Origin of the sequence: Streptomyces sp. NPDC059957 (assembly GCF_042730015.1) — a bacterium.
Taxonomy (GTDB): domain Bacteria; phylum Actinomycetota; class Actinomycetes; order Streptomycetales; family Streptomycetaceae; genus Streptomyces.
In genome coordinates this window covers 154964-172546 of the sequence record NZ_JBHWMB010000004.1, presented here as the reverse complement: position 1 = coordinate 172546, position 17583 = coordinate 154964, and the positions used below count along the sequence as shown (strand labels likewise).

Annotated in this window: 14 protein-coding genes and 1 tRNA gene; 10 read left to right on the top strand and 5 right to left on the bottom strand. The window is 73.1% G+C overall.

Annotated elements, in window-relative coordinates:
* Genes ACFWBW_RS04680 through ACFWBW_RS04665 form a run of 4 tightly spaced genes read left to right on the top strand, consistent with a single transcriptional unit; the run spans nucleotide 1 to nucleotide 3269 of the window.
* Nucleotides 1-756, top strand: a complete 756-nt coding sequence (locus ACFWBW_RS04680) for a (Fe-S)-binding protein (protein ID WP_385368351.1) — start codon at nucleotides 1-3, stop codon at nucleotides 754-756.
* Entirely contained in the window at nucleotides 753-2246 is a 1494-nt protein-coding gene (locus ACFWBW_RS04675; protein ID WP_385368349.1) for a lactate utilization protein B, read from the top strand. Before ACFWBW_RS04680 ends, ACFWBW_RS04675 begins: the two co-directional genes overlap by 4 nt.
* Nucleotides 2243-2875, top strand: coding sequence for a lactate utilization protein C (locus ACFWBW_RS04670; protein WP_385368347.1), 633 nt, complete (start codon nucleotides 2243-2245; stop codon nucleotides 2873-2875). The genes ACFWBW_RS04675 and ACFWBW_RS04670 overlap by 4 nt, the downstream gene beginning before the upstream one ends.
* Before the next feature lie 4 nt (nucleotides 2876-2879).
* Nucleotides 2880-3269 carry a VOC family protein gene (locus ACFWBW_RS04665; protein ID WP_243340214.1) on the top strand — a complete coding sequence of 130 codons (390 nt, stop codon included), beginning with the start codon at nucleotides 2880-2882 and terminating at the stop codon, nucleotides 3267-3269.
* Between the two features lie 8 nt (nucleotides 3270-3277).
* On the opposite strand, the gene ACFWBW_RS04660 is transcribed toward ACFWBW_RS04665, so the two are convergent.
* A complete protein-coding gene (locus ACFWBW_RS04660; RefSeq protein ID WP_385368345.1) occupies nucleotides 3278-3781 on the bottom strand; it encodes a DUF309 domain-containing protein in 504 nt (167 codons plus the stop codon).
* Nucleotides 3782-3899: 118 nt separating this feature from the next.
* Between ACFWBW_RS04660 and ACFWBW_RS04655 the strand changes: the two genes are divergently transcribed.
* Nucleotides 3900-3973: transfer RNA gene (locus tag ACFWBW_RS04655), tRNA-Pro, on the top strand.
* A 122-nt stretch (nucleotides 3974-4095) separates the two neighbouring features.
* Here ACFWBW_RS04655 and ACFWBW_RS04650 read toward each other — a convergent pair.
* From ACFWBW_RS04650 to ACFWBW_RS04640, 3 genes are all read right to left on the bottom strand, one after another.
* Nucleotides 4096-5640, bottom strand: a complete 1545-nt coding sequence (locus ACFWBW_RS04650) for a fused MFS/spermidine synthase (protein WP_385368343.1) — start codon at nucleotides 5638-5640, stop codon at nucleotides 4096-4098.
* A 97-nt stretch (nucleotides 5641-5737) separates the two neighbouring features.
* Nucleotides 5738-6973 (bottom strand): PP2C family protein-serine/threonine phosphatase, encoded by a 1236-nt coding sequence (locus ACFWBW_RS04645; protein WP_385368341.1) that lies wholly within the window; start codon nucleotides 6971-6973, stop codon nucleotides 5738-5740.
* A gap of 163 nt (nucleotides 6974-7136) precedes the next feature.
* Nucleotides 7137-9203, bottom strand: coding sequence for a phosphocholine-specific phospholipase C (locus ACFWBW_RS04640; protein WP_385368339.1), 2067 nt, complete (start codon nucleotides 9201-9203; stop codon nucleotides 7137-7139).
* Nucleotides 9204-9446: 243 nt separating this feature from the next.
* Here ACFWBW_RS04640 and ACFWBW_RS04635 point away from each other — a divergent pair, with 243 nt between their 5' ends.
* Nucleotides 9447-11300, top strand: coding sequence for an ABC transporter ATP-binding protein (locus ACFWBW_RS04635; protein WP_385368337.1), 1854 nt, complete (start codon nucleotides 9447-9449; stop codon nucleotides 11298-11300).
* 184 nt (nucleotides 11301-11484) lie between these two features.
* Nucleotides 11485-12069, top strand: a complete 585-nt coding sequence (locus ACFWBW_RS04630) for a DUF6434 domain-containing protein (RefSeq protein ID WP_385368335.1) — start codon at nucleotides 11485-11487, stop codon at nucleotides 12067-12069.
* On the opposite strand, the gene ACFWBW_RS04625 is transcribed toward ACFWBW_RS04630, so the two are convergent.
* Nucleotides 12050-13378, bottom strand: coding sequence for an MFS transporter (locus tag ACFWBW_RS04625; RefSeq protein ID WP_385368333.1), 1329 nt, complete (start codon nucleotides 13376-13378; stop codon nucleotides 12050-12052). The genes ACFWBW_RS04630 and ACFWBW_RS04625 overlap by 20 nt on opposite strands.
* Nucleotides 13379-13432: 54 nt before the next feature.
* Between ACFWBW_RS04625 and ACFWBW_RS04620 the strand changes: the two genes are divergently transcribed.
* From ACFWBW_RS04620 to ACFWBW_RS04610, 3 genes are all read left to right on the top strand, one after another.
* Nucleotides 13433-14185, top strand: a complete 753-nt coding sequence (locus tag ACFWBW_RS04620; RefSeq protein ID WP_385368435.1) for an AraC family transcriptional regulator — start codon at nucleotides 13433-13435, stop codon at nucleotides 14183-14185.
* Nucleotides 14186-14336: 151 nt separating this feature from the next.
* Nucleotides 14337-16100 (top strand): FAD-dependent monooxygenase, encoded by a 1764-nt coding sequence (locus ACFWBW_RS04615; protein WP_385368332.1) that lies wholly within the window; start codon nucleotides 14337-14339, stop codon nucleotides 16098-16100.
* A 237-nt stretch (nucleotides 16101-16337) separates the two neighbouring features.
* Nucleotides 16338-17402: an alpha/beta hydrolase family protein gene (locus ACFWBW_RS04610; RefSeq protein ID WP_385368330.1), complete on the top strand. Its 1065-nt coding sequence runs from the start codon at nucleotides 16338-16340 to the stop codon at nucleotides 17400-17402.
* Nucleotides 17403-17583: the final 181 nt, after the last annotated feature.

Genomic DNA, 17583 nt, shown 5'->3' with positions numbered 1-17583 from the left:
ATGCGCGCCGCCCTGTTCGTCACCTGCGTCAACGACGCGCTCTACCCGCGCACGGGCATCGCCGTCGTCCGCCTCCTGGAGCGGCTCGGGGTCACCGTGGACTTCCCCGCCGCGCAGAGCTGCTGCGGCCAGCCGCAGTACAACACCGGCTACCGGCGCGAGGCCGAACCACTGGTCCGGCGTACCGCCGGGGCCTTCGCCGGGTACGAGTACGTGGTCACCCCGTCCGGTTCCTGCGCGGCCATGGTCCGCTCCCACTACCCCCGGATCGGGCGCGCGGCCGAGGCGGAGGGGCGGGGCCCGGAGCTGGCCGCTCTCGCCGAAGGCCTCGTACCGCGCGTGTACGAGCTCACCGAGTTCCTGGTCGACGTGCTCGGGGTGACGGACGTCGGCGCGTACTTCCCGCACACCGTCACCTACCACCCCTCCTGCCACGGCCTGCGCGGCCTCGGGCTCGGAGACCGGCCCCGGCGGCTGCTGGCCGCCGTACGCGGTCTGGAACTGCGCGAACTGCCCGGCGCCGAGGAGTGCTGCGGCTTCGGCGGGACCTTCGCCGTCAAGAACCCCGACGTATCGGCCGCGATGGGCACCGACAAGACCGCCCACGCGGTGTCCACGGGCGCCGAGGTGCTCTGCGGGGCCGACAACTCCTGCCTCGCCCACCTGGACGGCATCCTGCGCCGCCAGGGCGCCCCGCTGCGGGCCCTGCACCTCGCCGAGATCCTGGCCGCGACGGAAGAGGCGCCACTCGTATGACGGGCACGGGCACGTACCTGGGCATGCCGGCCTTCCCCGACGCGGCCCGCGAGGCCGTACGGGACGAGGTGCTGCGCGCCAACCTCCGCCACGCCACGCACACCATCCGCGACAAGCGGGCGCGGGCCGTTGCCGAACTGGAGGACTGGGACCGGCTGCGCGCGGCCGGCAAAGCGGTCAAGGACCACACGCTGGCGCACCTCGACCGCTACCTGCTCCAGCTGGAGGCCGCCGTCACCGCCGCGGGCGGCACCGTCCACTGGGCGGCCGACGCCGACGAGGCCAACCGCATCGTGACCGGCCTGGTCCTGGCCACCGGGGAGAAGGAAGTCGTCAAGGTCAAGTCCATGGCCACCCAGGAGATCGGCCTCAACGAGGCCCTGGAGGCGGCCGGGATCGCCGCGTACGAGACCGACCTCGCCGAGCTCATCGTCCAGCTCGGCCACGACCGGCCCTCCCACATCCTGGTCCCGGCCATCCACCGCAACCGCGGCGAGATCCGTGACATCTTCGCCGCGGAGATGGGCGGCTGGGGCCGTCCGGCCCCGGAGGGGCTGGGCGACGACCCGCGCGAACTCGCCGAAGCGGCCCGGCTGCACCTGCGCGAGAAGTTCCTGCGGGCCAAAGTCGCCGTGTCCGGCGCCAACTTCATGGTCGCCGAAACCGGCACCCTGGTCGTATTCGAGTCCGAGGGCAACGGCCGGATGTGCCTGACCCTGCCCGAGACCCTGATCTCGGTGGTGGGCATCGAGAAGGTGGTCCCCACCTTCCGCGACCTGGAGATCTTCCTCCAGACGCTGCCCCGCTCCTCGACCGCCGAGCGGATGAACCCGTACACGACCATGTGGACCGGGCTGGGGCCCTCGAAGGGGGCCGACGGCGACGGCCCCTCCGCCTTCCACCTCGTCCTCCTCGACAACGGCCGCACCGACACCCTCGCCGACGAGGTGGGCCGCCAGGCCCTGCGCTGCATCCGCTGCTCCGCCTGCCTCAACGTCTGCCCCGTGTACGAGCGCGCGGGCGGCCACGCCTACGGATCCGTCTACCCGGGCCCGATCGGCGCCATCCTCAGCCCCCAGCTCCGGGGCACCGGGAGCGAGATCGACGCCACCCTGCCCTACGCCTCCACCCTGTGCGGGGCCTGCTACGAGGTCTGCCCGGTCGCCATCGACATACCCGAGGTACTGCTTCGGCTGAGGGAACGCGTGGTCCAGGGCGGCCCGGTGACCCGCGACGGCATTCGCGTCCGCATCCGCCCCGCCGACGGCCACACCGCCGAACGCGCCGCGATGCGGGCCGCCCGGCTCCTCCTCGACCATCCCGGCGCGCTGCGCGCGGGGGAGCGCCTGCTGGCCCGCGCCCGGCGGCTGCGACCGCGCCGGCTGCCGGGGCCCGGCCGGGCCTGGACCGACAGCCGGGAGCTGCCGGAGCTCCCGGAGCGCTCGTTCCGCGACTGGTGGGCGGCGCGCGAGAAGGAGGCACGCCCGTGAGCGCCAAGGACCTCATCCTGGCCCGCATCCGCCGGGCCCTGCCCGAGCCGCGCCCGGACACCCGGATCCCCCGGGACTACCTCGAGGTCCACGGCGCCCGCACCCCGGCCGAGAACGTGGACCTGCTCGCCGCGAACCTCACGGAGTACCGCGCCAGGGTCCACCGGGTCGACGAGGACGGCATCGCCGTGCTGCTGATGCGGCTCCTCGCCGAGCGGGGCTCCGACTCGGTCCTGGTACCGCCCGGGCTGCCCCCGTACTGGACGGCGGCCGTCGACCCGACCCGGATCCACGACCGCGCGGCCTCCACCCCGTACCAACTCGACGCGGTGGACAGCGTGGTGACGGGCTGCGCCCTGGCCATCGCCGAGACCGGCACGATCGTCCTCGACGGCGGTCCGGAGCAGGGGCGGCGCCGGATCACGCTGATCCCGGACCACCACATCTGCGTGGTCCGGGTCCCCGACCAGGTGGTGGACTCCGTCCCGCGCGCGCTGCCGCTGCTGGACCCCACCCGCCCCCTCACCTGGATCTCGGGCCCCTCCGCCACCAGCGACATCGAGCTGGACCGGGTGGAGGGCGTCCATGGTCCCCGCACCCTGGAGGTGGTCCTCCTCGGCGCACAATGAGGGCATGTCCTCCCACCTCGCCCTCACCGCCCTCGTGGTCCACGACTACGACGAGGCCATCGACTTCTACACCCGCGCGCTCGGCTTCGACCTCGCCGAGGACACCCCGCGCCCGGACGGTTCCCGCTGGGTCGTGGTCCGTCCGCCGGGCGCCAAGGAGTCCGCCCTCCTGCTGGCCCGCGCCAAGGACGACGCCCAGCGCTCCCGCGTCGGCGACCAGACGGGCGGCCGGGTCGGCTTCTTCCTCTACACCGACGACTTCGCCGCCGACCACGCCCGGATGACCGCCGAGGGCGTCCGCTTCCTGGAGGAGCCGCGCCACGAGACGTACGGCTCGGTCGCCGTCTTCCAGGACCTCTACGGCAACCGCTGGGACCTCCTCCAGCCTGCGTAGCCCCGCGCTCAGGCAGGCCGGGGTCCGCCCGTGAGGTGCGGGGCCTCGGACGCCGCGTCGACGACCGCGCCGGCCTCCACCCGGGTCGCCAGCTCCCCGGCCCACCGGACCAGCCCGGGGGCGTCCATCCCGTACGCGGGCACGGTGGCGCCTCCTGCTCCGTCGAGCCCGGCCAGGGCAGAGGCTCCGCGGCGCAGCAGCCGGGCGCCGCCGACCGTGTTCCCGCGCGCGGCGTGCGTCAGCCCGACCGCAAGCTGGGCCAGCGCCCGCCACAGCGGAGCCTCGGCATCGGGCCCGGACTTCCAGGCGTCCTCGAAGACCTCGTGCGCGTGGAAGGGCATCCCGGCGTCCAGCAGCAGCTGCGCCTGCGCCACCGTCTCGGCCGGCGTCCGCACCACTCCCTCGGGCTGCCGCTCCACCCCTTGGGCGCCGTAGGGCAGGGGCCGCCCCAGCCCGTCCCTGGGCCGCGCGTTCCGCGCCCGCCCCTCATCGTCCCGATCCCGTGCGTTCACCCTTCCATCCTCGCTTCATCCCCTTCCCGCCGATAACCGGTGCATGGACACCCCTCGGTGTGGGGTAATGTTCTGCATGTGCCGCCGAGACGGGGGAAACCCCAGATCAGAAGCACATCGGGACGTGGCGCAGCTTGGTAGCGCACTTGACTGGGGGTCAAGGGGTCGCAGGTTCAAATCCTGTCGTCCCGACTTTGCTTTATGCAGGTCGGAGGTCGTCTTCTCAGAAATGGGAAGGCGGCCTTTCGTGCGTTCGGGGCCGTGGTGGGCGTTGCGGGGGACACGCAGATGCGGGTCGCTCCGGGCCTCTGGGCTCACCGGCTGCTGCGGGACCCGTAGGGCTGGAGGAGCTGGTCGACGGGGGCGTGGTCGTCCGTGAGGGGCCGGGCATCGCCGATCCACGACCTCAGGTCGTCGCCGGTGGTGATCTTCCAGCCGGGTTGCCGGGCGTCGAGCGCCGCCTGGGTCGCGGGGGCGTCCACCGGTCGGTTGGAGGCGAGCACCACCAGATTGCCGCCCCTGGGGCCGGTCGTCGGTTCGAGGCCGATGTCGGTGGGCTTGCCGACGAGGGCGACGTGTTCGAAGCTCCTGCTGAGGGTGGCCACTTCGGCACGGGCGAAGGCCAGACCGTCGTGGTCGATGAGGTTGGCCACGTACAGACCGTCTTCGTCGAGCACCCGCCGTACGTCCGTCATCGCTTCCACCGTGGTGAGGTGCCACGGCACGCTGACGCCGCCGAAGGCGTCGCCGACGATGAGGTCGCGACTGCCGGCGGCCAGTCGCCGCAGGCCGATCCTGCCGTCCTCGACGCGTACGTCGATACCGCCGGTACCGCCCTGTGATCGCAGACCCAGTCGGTCGCGGTCGATGCGCACGACCCCGCTGTCGATCTCGGACACACCGCTGCGCGTCCCCGGTCGGGTGGCCGCGAGGTAGCGGGGATAGGTGAGTCCGCCGCCGCCCAGGTGGTGGGCGGTCAACGGTGTGTTCTTGGGGAAGGCGGCATCGACCACCGACGCGATGGCGCGCACGTACTCGAACTTGAGCGTGGTCGGGTCGTCGATGTCGACGTAGGAGTGCCGTACGCCGTCCAGGACGAGCGTGCGGCCGCCGGCCCGGTCGAGGTCCGCGACGACCCGGGCGCAGTGGTACCGGGTCTCCGTGTCGCAGCCGCCGGGCGCGACCGTGGTGGCGAGGCCGCCGGCGACGACCACGAGTGCCAGGGCGGGCGTACCGCTCCACCCGCGCGTTCGCCACTCGACCAGCGCCGAGCCGACCACCAGCAGGGTGCCGAGGCCGATCAGGATGCCGCTGACAGGAAGCCGCGACACGAGGACGAAGCCGGTGAGGAGCGTGCCGACGATGGCGCCGACGGTTCCGACGCCGGACAGCCGGCCGACGACCGTGCCGGTTTCGGCGAGGCTGGTCAGGCGCAGCTTGGTCACGATGGGCGTCACCGCGGACAGCAGCGCGCCCGGCACCAGGATGGTCAGCGCCGCGATCAGCAGGAGCAGCGCCGGTGCCCACTCCGCGGTGGTGCGGAGCACGGCAGGGGTGAGGGCGACGACCGCTCCGGAGAGCCCCAGCGAGGGTCCGATGAGCCGGCGTGCGTTGACCTGGTCGGCGAGGCGCCCGCCCAGCCAGGAGCCGGCGGCGATCGCGGTGAGGGCGATGCCGATCACCATGGTGCTGGTCTCGAGGGTGAGGCCGAGGTAGGGAGCCAGCAGCCGCAGGGCGACGATCTCCACCACCAGGACCGCGGCCGACGATCCGAACACGAGTACGGCAGCGGTACGGGGGCCCAGGCCGTGGTCGTCAGGCGTGCCCGTTTGCACAGGCGGGGAGGACGAACTGGTCACGGCCGACATCCTTGCACGCGACTCGTCGGCGCATCGCGGAAAGCCTGATCCGGCGGGGAAGCGCGGTTGACGAGAAGGGTGTTGGGGTTGTCGGCCGCTACGGACGAGGGCGGCTGCCGTGTGGTGCGGTGACGGTCCGGTCCGCGCCTTCGGCGGGGTGGGACGGCCGGTGGCGCAGGCGTGCGGCGAGTACGGCCACGTCGTCCTCGGCGTGTTGGGCGTCGAGCCCGGCGCAGACCGCGTCCACCACCTCCGAGAGGCTCGTCCGGGAGCCCAGCCGGAGGGCGGCGAGCCTGGCCAGCGAGGTGTCGATGTCCTCGCTGCGCCGTTCCACGAGGCCGTCCGTGTACAGCAGCAGGGTCTGGTCCGCGGTGATCGGCCGGGCGAGGGCCTCGTAGCCGCCGGCGCCGGTGCCCAGGGGCGGGCCGACCGGTACGTCCAGGAGTTCGCCGGTGCCGTCGCGGGTGAAGAGGGCGGGCGGCAGGTGCCCCGCGCTGGCGTAGAGGGCCATGCCCCGGGCCGGGTCGATGCGGACGAGCAGGCAGGTGGCGGGCCTGCGGGTGTCGTCCGACGCGGACAGGGAGTCCAACTGGCGCAGTACCCGGTGCGGGGCGAGATCGGTGGAGGCGACCTCGCGCAGCACGGACCGGTAGGCGTTCATGTCGACCGCGGCCTCCAGACCGTGCCCCATCACGTCGCCGACGGCGAGGAGGGTGCGGCCGAAGTGCAGGCGGATCGTCTCGAACCAGTCGCCGCCGACCAGGGCGCGGGCCCCGACGGGCAGGTAGCGGCTGGCGATCTCCAGGTTGGGGTGGGGCCGGCCCGGTTCGGCGACCAGGGCGCGTTGCAGATCGAGGGCGGTCTTCTCGGTCGCCGCGAGGCGCCGGGCGTGACCGAGGTGGAGGGCGGCCAGGCGCGCCGCGAAGTGCAGGGTCGCCAGCTCGTGGTCCCCGTAGTCCCCGCGCGTCCGGGCGGTGATGAGCCTGCCGTACAGCTCGCCCCGGCCGGTCAGCGGTACCGAGGCGAGGTACGTGCGGGCGGCCCCGGCGCCCGCGGTCCACGTCTCCAGGGGATGGTCGCGGTCCAGCGCCCGGACCAGCGGCGCGCTTTCGACGGCGGACCCGTCCAGGAGGGCCGTCGCACCGGCCACCGCCACGCGTTCGGCACGGGCGCCCTGGCGGATCAGGTCCACCGCCGCGGCGTCGGACAGCGTGCGGAACAGGAATCCGGCCAGCTCCCGGCAGGTCTGCCGTTCGTCGGGGGAGGTTCCGATCTGCTCCAGGGCCTCCTTCATGGAGCGCAGCCGCGCCTCCAGCCCGCCCTGTTCCGACACGTGCCTCCTCCGCCCGCAGCCCGCCACCCGCAGCCCTACTGCCGTGGAGGGCATTTCATCAGCCCGCCCGCCTTGCGGGCGCCAACCTGGCGGGTGTTGCCGTACGGGTAATCCGTCCGGCAACACCCGCGGTCGAGGGCACGGTGCCGTGGAGGAGGGTGCGTCAGGAGGACTGCTCCGTCAGGGTCGCCGGGTCGGACAGGCCCGCCGCGCCGGTCTCCACCTTGCCGGCGAAGCGGCGCAGGAAGCCCGGGGTGCCGGACGCGGTGACCGTCACGTCGTACCAGCGGCGGGTGTTCTTCAGGGAGACGGTGTGCTTCACGGTGGCGCCCTTGGCGACCGTGAGGCGCTTCGGGCTGCCGCCGTAGGCGTTGGCGACCGTCAGCGTGGCGGTGGAGCCTCCCGCGTTGGTGAGCGTGAGGTCCAGGTTCCCGGTGGCGGCGTCGTGGCGGGCGGTGACCTCGGGGCCGGGGGTGGTGCCGGGGTTGCGGAAGCCGCGCAGGAAGCCGTTCGGCCCGTGCACGGTCAGGTCGGTGGACCCGGCCGAGTAGGCGGTGTTCCAGGTGTCCGCGATCGACTTGCCGGCCTCGGTGGTGTAGGTCCAGGGGGCGTCGGTGCGGTTGCCGGAGGTGACGTAGAACTGCGCGCCCAGCGCCGGGCCGCCGCTGAACGTCAGCCGGAACCTGCCGTCCGCGACGAGCGCGGCGCCGTCCACGTACGGGGCGTACCCCAGCGCACGCGTGGGGCGCAGCCCCTTCTCCTGGCGGGGCATGACCCCCTGGGCCGGCGGGGTGGCCCGGAAGTCGGGGTGGCGCTCGCGGTCCGGCGGGAACCAGCCGTCGGTCTCGGGCAGCGGGGCCGGGGCGGTGTCCTTGCGGGCGAAGTCGAAGGCGGAGGTGAGGTCGCCGCAGACGGCACGGCGCCAGGGTGAGATGTTGGGCTCGTGGACGCCGAAGCGCTGTTCCATGAAGCGGATGACCGAGGTGTGGTCGAAGGTCTCGGAGCAGGCGTAACCGCCGGTGCTCCAGGGGGAGACCACGAGCATCGGCACGCGCGGGCCCAGCCCGTAGGGTCCGGCCACGTACCCGGCCTTGCCGGGGAACACGTCCAGGGCCGTGGGCGTGGTCGACAGGCCCTGCGCGGCACTGGCGGGCGCGTACGGCGGGACGACGTGGTCGAAGAAGCCGTCGTTCTCGTCGTAGGTGATGAACAGCGCGGTACGGGCCCACACGTCGGGATTGGCGGTGAGCGCGTCCAGGACCTGCGAGATGTACCAGGCGCCGTAGTTGGAAGGCCAGTTGGAGTGCTCGCTGAAGGCTTCGGGTGCCGCTATCCAGGAGATCTGCGGGAGGGTGCCGCCCACCACGTCCGCGCGCAGCTGGTCGAAGTAGCCTTCGCCGGCCTTGGCGTTCGTGCCGGTGCGGGCCTTGTCGTACAGGGCGCTTCCGGGCTGGGCGCCCCGGTAACTGTTGAAGTAGAGGAGCGAGTTGTCGCCGTAGTTGCCGCGGTAGGCGTCGTTGATCCAGCCCCAGGATCCGGCGGCGTCGAGGCCGTCGCCGATGTCCTGGTAGACCTTCCAGGAGACCCCGGCCGCCTCCAGGCGCTCCGGGTAGGTGGTCCAGCCGTAGCCGGCCTCGGCGTTGTTGAGGACCGGGCCGCCGCCCTGGCCGTCGTTGCCGGTATGGCCCGACCAGAGGTAGTAGCGGTTGGGGTCGGTGGAGCCGATGAACGAGCAGTGGTAGGCGTCGCAGATGGTGAACGCGTCCGCCAGGGCGTAGTGGAAGGGGATGTCCTGGCGGGTCAGGTGCGCCATCGTGGTGGGGGTCTTGGCGGGCACCCAGTTGTCGTACTTGCCCTTGTTGAAGGCGCTCTGGCCGCCCGCCCAGTCGTGGTTCAGGCCCTGGAGGAACTCCATGCCCAGGTCCTCGGACGGGGGCCGGAAGGGCAGGGTCTCCTTCGTGCCGTCGGACTGGTGCCAGACGGACTTGCCGCTGGGCAAGGTCACCGGGCGCGGGTCGCCGAAGCCCCGGACCCCGCGCAGCGCGCCGAAGTAGTGGTCGAAGGAACGGTTCTCCTGCATGAGCACCACGATGTGCTCGACGTCCGCGATGGAGCCGGTGGTCCCCTGCGCGGGGATGGCGGCGGCGCGGGCGATGCTCTCGCCCAGCATCGTCAGGGCCGTGGTACCGCCCGCGAGCTGCAGGAAACGCCGACGATTGAGTTCTGCCATGGCGGGAACGACCTCCGCGGTTGAGGGGTGGCTGAGCAACCCCAGCACAGCGTGTCCGGGGTTCCGGTAAGGGAGCCTGGCGTGACACCGGCGCGTACACCAGGCGAACGGCGGTCGGCTTTCGCGCCCGAGTCGCCCAGGTCGGCCGGTTTTCGGCTATCGGGAGAAAAGCCTTGGACCGCGTGGGCGCCCGTGCGGGACACTCCGCTTTCCGACCGGACAGTCCGAGAAGGCAGGGTTGGGATGGGATCGCCCGAATCGCACGAAAGTTCACTGAACACGAGTCCACCGCGCAGGAGTCCGGTGCTCCTCGCACTTCGTCACTACGGGCGGGAACTGGTCCGCCAGCGATGGCTCACCGCGCCCGCGATGCTGCTCCCGGCGCTGGGCAACATCGGCATCCACTACATCGCGCCGCTGGTCGTCGCGAAGCTCGTCGGCCGCATCGCGGGAGGCGAACCGGTCGCCGAGGGCCTCGGCGCCGCCCTCGGCTGGGCGATGCCCTACGTCCTCGGCTTCGCCGGCGTCCTGCTGCTCTCGGAGGCGTTCTGGCGCCTCGGACTGCACTGCCTCAACCGCCTCGACGCCCGCGGGATCGAGCAGCTCTACGTCACCGGTATGGATGAACTGTTCGCCAAGGACGCGGCGTTCTTCCACGACAACTTCGCCGGATCGCTGACGAAGCGGGTCCTGAGCTTCGCCTCCCGCTTCGAGGAGTTCGTCGACACGCTGACGTTCTCGGTCATGGGCAGCTTCGTGCCCCTGCTGTTCGCCTCGGTGGTGCTGTGGCAGTACGACCCGCTGCTCGTCGTCGGGCTCCTGACGATGATCACCATCACGGGACTGGGCGTGGCGCCCCTGATCCGCCGCCGCCAGGTGCTCGTCGCCCGGCGGGAGGAGGCGATCGCCCGGGTGTCGGGGCACGTGGCGGACAGCCTGATGAACATGGACACCGTCCGGGCGTTCGCCGCCGAACCGCGCGAGGCCGCCGAACACCGCAGCCGGGTCGCGGAGTCGAGGAAGCTCACCCTGCGCTCGTGGGACTACGGCAACCTGCGCATCGACACGCTGGTCGCGCCGCTGTCCGTGGCGACCAACGTGCTGGGGCTGATCCTCGCCATCGTGCTCGGCGGGGGAGCGCACGGGGTGGAGGCGGTCATCGTCGCCTTCACCTACTACGCCAGCGCGACGCGGATCATGTTCGAGTTCAACCAGATCTACCGCCGCATGGAGAGCTCGATGACGGAGGCCGCGCAGTTCACCGAACTGCTGCTGACGCCGCCGACCGTGCTCGACCCGGTGGAGCCGGAGCCGCTGCGGCGCGCGCCGACCGCCGATGTGCGGTTCGAGCGGGTGACCTTCGGCCACGAGGGCGGGAAGCCGCTCTTCGACGGCCTGGACCTGGCCGTGCCCGGCGGCTCGAAGCTCGGTCTCGTCGGCCGGTCCGGCGGGGGCAAGACCACGCTCACCCGGCTGCTGCTGCGGATGACGGACATCGACGGCGGCCGGATCCTGATCGGCGGGCAGGACATCAGCCGACTGCGCCAGGCCGATCTGCGCAGCCTGATCGCCTACGTCCCCCAGGACCCGGCGATGTTCCACCGCACACTGCGCGACAACATCGCCTTCGCCCGCCCGGACGCCACCGACGCGGAGATCCGCCGCGCGGCCGAGGCCGCGCACGTCACGGAGTTCGCCGACGGGCTGGCGGACGGTTTCGACACCATGGTGGGCGAGCGCGGGGTGAAGCTGTCCGGCGGGCAGCGCCAGCGGGTCGCCCTCGCCCGGGCCATCCTGCGCGACGCGCCGATCCTGCTCCTCGACGAGGCGACCAGCGCACTGGACTCCGAGAGCGAGATCCTGGTCCAGGACGCGCTGTGGCGGCTGATGGACGGACGGACGGCGCTGGTGGTCGCGCACCGGCTGAGCACGGTCGCCACCATGGACCAGCTCGTCGTCCTCGACCACGGACAGATCGTCGAACAGGGCACGCACCACCAACTGCTCGCCGTGGACGGCGCCTACGCGAAGCTGTGGCAGCACCAGTCGGGCGGCTTCATCGACGACACCACCACGTCGCGGGCCGACCTGCGCTGACCGGGGGAGGGGCGGGTGCCGTCGTACGGCGAGGGCGCGGCACCCGGTCAGGACTCCGCGGCGAGGGCGAGCCGGCGCTCGCGGTCCTAGGAGCTGCGGGATGGCCCCGCTTCGCCCCGGACGTCCTGCGGGGGCGCGAACGCCGCAGCTCCGGGGTGGGAGGTGAGCAGTTTAGGATGGGAACATGAGTGCGAACGAAGGTGAAGTGCGGCCCGACCCGAGCCCGGAGCTGAGCGGGGCGGAGCTGGCTCGCTGGTACTGGACGCTGGCCGAACTCACCGCGCTGGCGCGCCGGATGGGCCTCCCCACCGGCGGAGGGAAGGCTGCGGTCACGGCGCGGATCGCCGCCGCGCTGGAGGGGCTCCCGGCCCCGGATCCGGCCCCCCGCCGGCCCGCCCGCGGTGGGGGCCGGCAGCTCGCCGCGCCCGTGGACGGTGCCAGCGTGATCCCGCCGGGGCAGCGGTGCAGCCAGGTGTTGCGGGAGTACTTCGTCCGGGAGATCGGGCCCGGCTTCCACTTCGACGCCTTCATGCGGGACTACGTCGCCCGGGGCGCGGGACGCACCCTCGCCGAGGCGGTCGCCCACTGGCACGCCACCCGGGGCGAGGCGGCGCAACCCCGGCAGATCGGGGCCCAGTTCGAGCTGAACCGGTTCCTCAGGGACTGGCACGCCGGCCACCCCGAGGGCACCCGCCCGCAGGCCCTGGCCGCCTGGCGGGCCCACCGCTCCAGCCCCCGGGAGGGCGGCGTCACCCTCGGGGGGCGGTGAGCTCCGGCTTTGCGGGATCCGGGCCCGTGGCATCCGGCCCTGCGGGCTCCGGCAGGCGCCGGGCCAGGACCCAGGCCAGCAGGGGGAGCGCGGCCAGCGGGAGCAGGGCCGTGTGCAGCGAGGCGGCGTCGGCCGCCGTGCCGACCAGGGGGCTCGCGAGGCCGCCCACGCTGACGGTCAGGCCCAGGGTGACCCCGCTCGCGGTGCCCATGCGGTTCGGCAGGTAGTCCTGGCCCAGGGTGACCTGGAGCGAGAAGGGCACGTACAGGGCGGCGGCTGCCAGCGCCGCGCAGACGTACACCAGCGGCAGCGGCAGGAAGAGGATGCCGGCGACGGCCGGCGCCACCGCCGCGTAGGCGCGGTGGACGGTGGTGACCCGCCCCCAGCGGGCGGCCAGCCGACCCCCCAGGAGGGTGCCGCCGGCGCTCCCGGCGAAGAGGGCGAACAGGGCCGCGGCGCCGGCGGTCTCGCCGCCGCCGCGCTCACGGACGTACAGCGCGATGAAGGTGCTCAGGCCGGTGAAGACCACCGAGCGCACGACGACCACCAGGGAGAGCCGCAGGAAGGCCCGCCAGTCGTCGCGGGGGCGCCGGGCCGGCGCCGGGGGCGGGGTCGCGGCCGCCCGGTCGGTGGTCGAACGCCGCGCGGACGGCGGCCGGTTGAGGAACACGCCCAGCGCCGCCGGGGCGGCCAGCAGCCACCACCCCGCCGGGCCCGGCAGCGCCAGAGCGCCGACGACCAGCAGCGGGGCGCACGCGAAGCCGACGTTGCCGCCGAGCGCGAACCAGCTCATCGCGCCGTGCCCGGGGCCGCCCACCGTACGGACCAGCCGGGCGGCCGCCGGGTGGTAGGCGGCGACGCCCAGACCGGACAGGGCGACGGCGGCGAGCGTGGCGGCGTACCCGGCGTCGAGGCCGACCAGCGCCACGCCCAGCCCCGCGGCGGCGGTGGCCAGCGGGATGAGCCAGGGCATCGGCCACCGGTCCGCCAGCGCTCCGAACAGCGGCTGGACCACGGAGGACAGCAGCGAGGCGGCCAGCACGATGCCGGACGCGGCGGCGTACCCGTACGAGCGCTCGGAGACGAGGAACGGCACGAGCGCGGCGACGGCGCCCTGGTAGACGTCCACACAGGAGTGGCCCGCGGCGAAGGCGGCGGTACGGAGCCGGGTCGGGCCGGGCGCCGAGGCCGGCGTGGGGGTGGGCGTGGGCGTGGGCGTCGGGACAGGGGGCGAATGCTGGGGCTGTTGCTTGGGCGAAGGCTGGGGCTGGGGCTTGGGTGAAGGCTGGGGCGGTCTCATGGAGGTCACCGGTCGAGAATCGCCCGTGCCGGGGGCGGCCCGCTTCCGATAAATTGCCGGATGATGCAGAAAATCCGCCACACCCCGCGCGCGGCGACGAGCATGCGCGAGCTCGACACCCATCACGGCATCGATCCGCACCGCCACGACGACCACCAGATCTGCTACGCGGGTTCCGGGGTGCTGTCCGTGACCACCGACGCGGGCACCTGGGTGGCCCCGACCACCCGTGCCCTGTGGATCCCGGCCGGGACCGTGCACGAGCACCGCGCCTTCGGCCGCGTCGACCTGCACAGCGTGGGCCTGCCCACTCGCCTCAACCCGCTCTCCCTGTCCGCCCCCGCCGTGCTCGCCGTCGGCCCCCTGCTGCGCGAGCTGATCCTGGCGTACACCCGGGCCCCGCAGGACGACAGCGCCGAGCGGCGCCGGATGCTGGCTGTGCTGCTCGACCAGCTGCGGGCCTCGCCGCTCCAGCCGCTGCACCTGCCCGCTCCCTCCGATCCCCGGCTGGCGGCGGTGTGCGCACTGCTGCACGCCGATCCGGCGGACCGGCGCGGGCTCGCGGAGCTCTCCGCGCAGGCCGGGGCCGGGGCGGGGGAGCGGACCCTGAGCCGGCTGTTCCGCGCGGAGCTGGGCATGACGTTCCCCCAGTGGCGGACCCAGCTGCGGCTGCACCACGCGCTGCGGCTGCTGGCCGTGGACACCCCCGTGACGGCGGTCGCGCACCGCTGCGGCTGGTCCTCGACGAGCGCGTTCATCGACGTGTTCCGGCGGGCCTTCGGGCACACGCCGGGAGTACACGCCAAGGGAGGCTGACCGGCCCCCTTCGTCCGACCCTTGTGTCCGACCCCTTCGTCCGACCCCTTCGTCCGACCCCTTCGTCCGACCCCTCGTATGGCCCTCCGCGTCCCGCCGGGTCAGCATGGGAGGAGGGAACCGGCTCGGGGCCAGGCGGTCGGGAGGACCCATGGCGCACACCCCGACGACCGACGTGCTGATCGTGGGCGCGGGTCCGGTCGGCCTCAGCGCGGCCGCCGAACTGCGCCGGCACGGCGTGCGCTGCCGCATCGTCGACCGGCTGCCGGCCCGCCTCCCGTACGCGAAGGCGGTCGGCATCCAGCCGCGCACCCTGGAGATCTGGGACCGGATGGGCCTGGCCCGCACCGTCATGGAGGCCGCCGTGCCCCTGCGCGGTCAGCTGATCTACGTCAACGGCACCGAACGCGCCCGGATCGAGCTCATGCTGCCCCCCGAAGTGCCGTACCGGTTCGCCGCGTTGCCGCAGTACGAGACCGAGCGCATCCTCGAAGAGCACCTCGCGGCGCTGGGCACCGTCATCGAACGCGGCACCGAACTGCTGTCGTTCACCCAGGACGGGGAGGGTGACGGGAACGGGGACGGACCCGGAGGCGGGGTCACCAGCCTCCTGCGCACCGCTTCCGGCGGTGAGGAGGAACTGCGCACCCGCTACCTGATCGGCTGCGACGGAGCGCACAGCACCGTGCGCAAAGGGCTCGGACTCTCCTACGAGGGCGGGGCCTTCACCGAGGAGTACATGCTGGCCGACGTCGTCAGCGACTGGGACCTGCCCGAGGGATACGGACTGCGCTCCACGCACCAGGGCGCCGACGGGTCCGCCGACGACGTGCTGGTGTGCATCCCGCTGCCCGGCAGGGGCCGCTACCGCATGTCGATGCTGGTCCCGCCCGAACTCTCCGCACAGCCGGCCTCCGGACCGGCGGGGGGCTCGGCGGGCGGCCCCGGAGCGGGCGACGGCGTGCAGCACGGGCTGGAGGGCGGCCGGGTCCCCGAGCTGTCCCACATCCAGGCCGTCGTCGACCGCCTCGCCCCGGCCCCCGCCACGGTCTCCGGCATGCGTTGGTCCTCCGTGTTCCGCATCAGCCACCGCATCGTCGACCGCTACGGCGACGGCCGCGTCTTCGTCGCGGGCGACGCCGCCCACATCCACCCGCCCACCGGCGCCCAGGGCATGAACACCGGGATCCAGGACGCCTGCAACCTGGCCTGGAAGCTCGCGCTCACCCTCCGGGGGTCGGCCGGGCCGGCCCTGCTCGCGAGCTACGACGCCGAGCGCCGCCCGGTCGGCGAGGAGGTCGTCGGCCGGACCGTGCGGCACGCGACCCAGGGCATGGAGGACGAACCGGACGACGTGCGGACCGTGTTGCTCCGCGAGGCCCAACTGCTCGTCGGCTACCGGGAGGGACCGCTCGCCGGCAGTCCGTTCGGCCCGGCCGACGCGCCCCAGCCCGGTGAACGGGCCCCGGACTGCTCGGGGTTGACCCTGCCCCTCGCCTCCTACCCCTCACGGCTGCTCGACGTCCTGCGCGGACGGGTCGGCCACGTGGTGATCCTGTACGGGGCCGACGGCGCGGCCCTGGCCGAGGCCGCCGAGCAGGCCGTGACCGCGGGGTCGGCACTGGCGGAGGGTGGCGCGGACGGGAGCGGCTCCCCGGGCCCGCCGACCCTGGCGCTCCTAGCCGTCCTGGCCCGCGAGGCCGCACTCGACGCCGCCGCCGGCCTGCCCGTTGCCGTCCCCGGATACCGGGATGCCGCCGGGGAGTTCGCCCGGCTGTACGGCGCCGACGGCCCGACCGGATTCCTCGTACGCCCCGACGGGTACCTCGGCGCCCGCTTCCCGCTGCCCGGCACGGCGACGGCCCTGTCCGGATACCTCACCTCACTGTCGGCGCCGGCCGACCCCGGGGCCTAGGGCCAGACGACCCCGGGGCCTAGGGCCAGACGGCCCCGGGGCCTAGGGCCAGACGGCATACGCGATCGATGCGTCTTCGTACGGCTCACCCTCCCATCGGCATTGATACGCATATATGCGGCAACTGATACATACCCGGCGATCAGGGTGCATATCTTCAAGGAGTCGCCGCGGTACCCACGGATCCGAGCGGCCGTCCCAGCCTGAGATCCGTGCCCCGAAAGGGCCTGCTTGCCGATGCGTATGCTCCCCCGCTCCCTGCGCCGCTGCATCCTCCCCGTGACGGCCGTCGCCGCGGTCACTCTGGGGACCGCCTGCGGCAGCTCTCGGCCCGAGGTCGTCGGCTCGGCCCGGATATCCACGCAGGACGGCACGGCCCGTTCTGCCCAGCTCACGTACGACTTCGGTGACACCGCCTACGCGGCTCCAGGCCTGGACGGCAAGCGTACGGAGCTGAAGGCCGCCGCCACCTACCCGCGCGAGCTGGGCGGGGGGAAGCACCCCCTGGTGATGATGCTGCACGGCTGGGGCGACACCTGCGCCGCGGGTGACAAGCCGGTCCGCGGGCAGGGCTGGCCGTGCGCCGGGGGAGCCAAGCCGGTCGACAACCACCTGGGGTACTCCTACCTCGCCGAGGCACTGGCCGAGAAGGGCTACATCGTGGTGTCGGTCGCGGCCAACGGCATCCAGGCCCAGGAGAAGAACCAGGGTCACACCGCGCGTGCGGCCCTGCTGGACAAGCACCTGGAGATGTGGAAGCAACTCTCCACCGGGGAAGGCCCGCTGCGGGCGCTCAGCCGGTTCACCGGTCATGTGGACCTGGACCGGGTCGGCACGCTCGGGCACTCGCGCGGCGGCGGAGGCGTCCTCGCCCAGGCGCTGGACAGCCACGAACTCCCGCCCGGCGTGACCCTCCGGGGCGCACTCGCCTTCGCGCCCGCCATGAACGGCATCCACGCCGGCAAGGAACGCATCACCCGCGTTCCCCTCTCGCTGGTCGCGGGAACCTGCGACGCCATGCGGGAGGACAGCAAGGTCCCCGTCGCGATGGCCGCCGGGAACCCGAACGTCGAACACCACGACGTGCCCGGCGGCAACCACAACTTCTTCAACACGGTCTGGACCCCCGGCACCGGGCCGGCCTTCGCGACGGACGATGTCGCCGTCGAGAAGCGCAATCGTCCCGGAGGGCGGTGCGAGAGCACGAACGGAACGGGTACCCCCCGGCAGCTGGGGCCCGCGGAGCAACGCGAGACCGCGATCCGCTACGCGACCGCGTTCTTCGGCACCTACCTGAAGTAGCAGTCTTCAGGCGCCCTAAGGGTTCATCAAGGCGCCTCTGTGCATGCTGCTTCGACCGCTGGATCTGCCGGGATGCCGACACCATTCCACCGCGAGAGGTCACCTGCGCCGTTTCTTCATGCGGGCATTGTTCACTGCATGGGTGTCCACCGATCCATCTCCTATGACCAATTCGGGATTT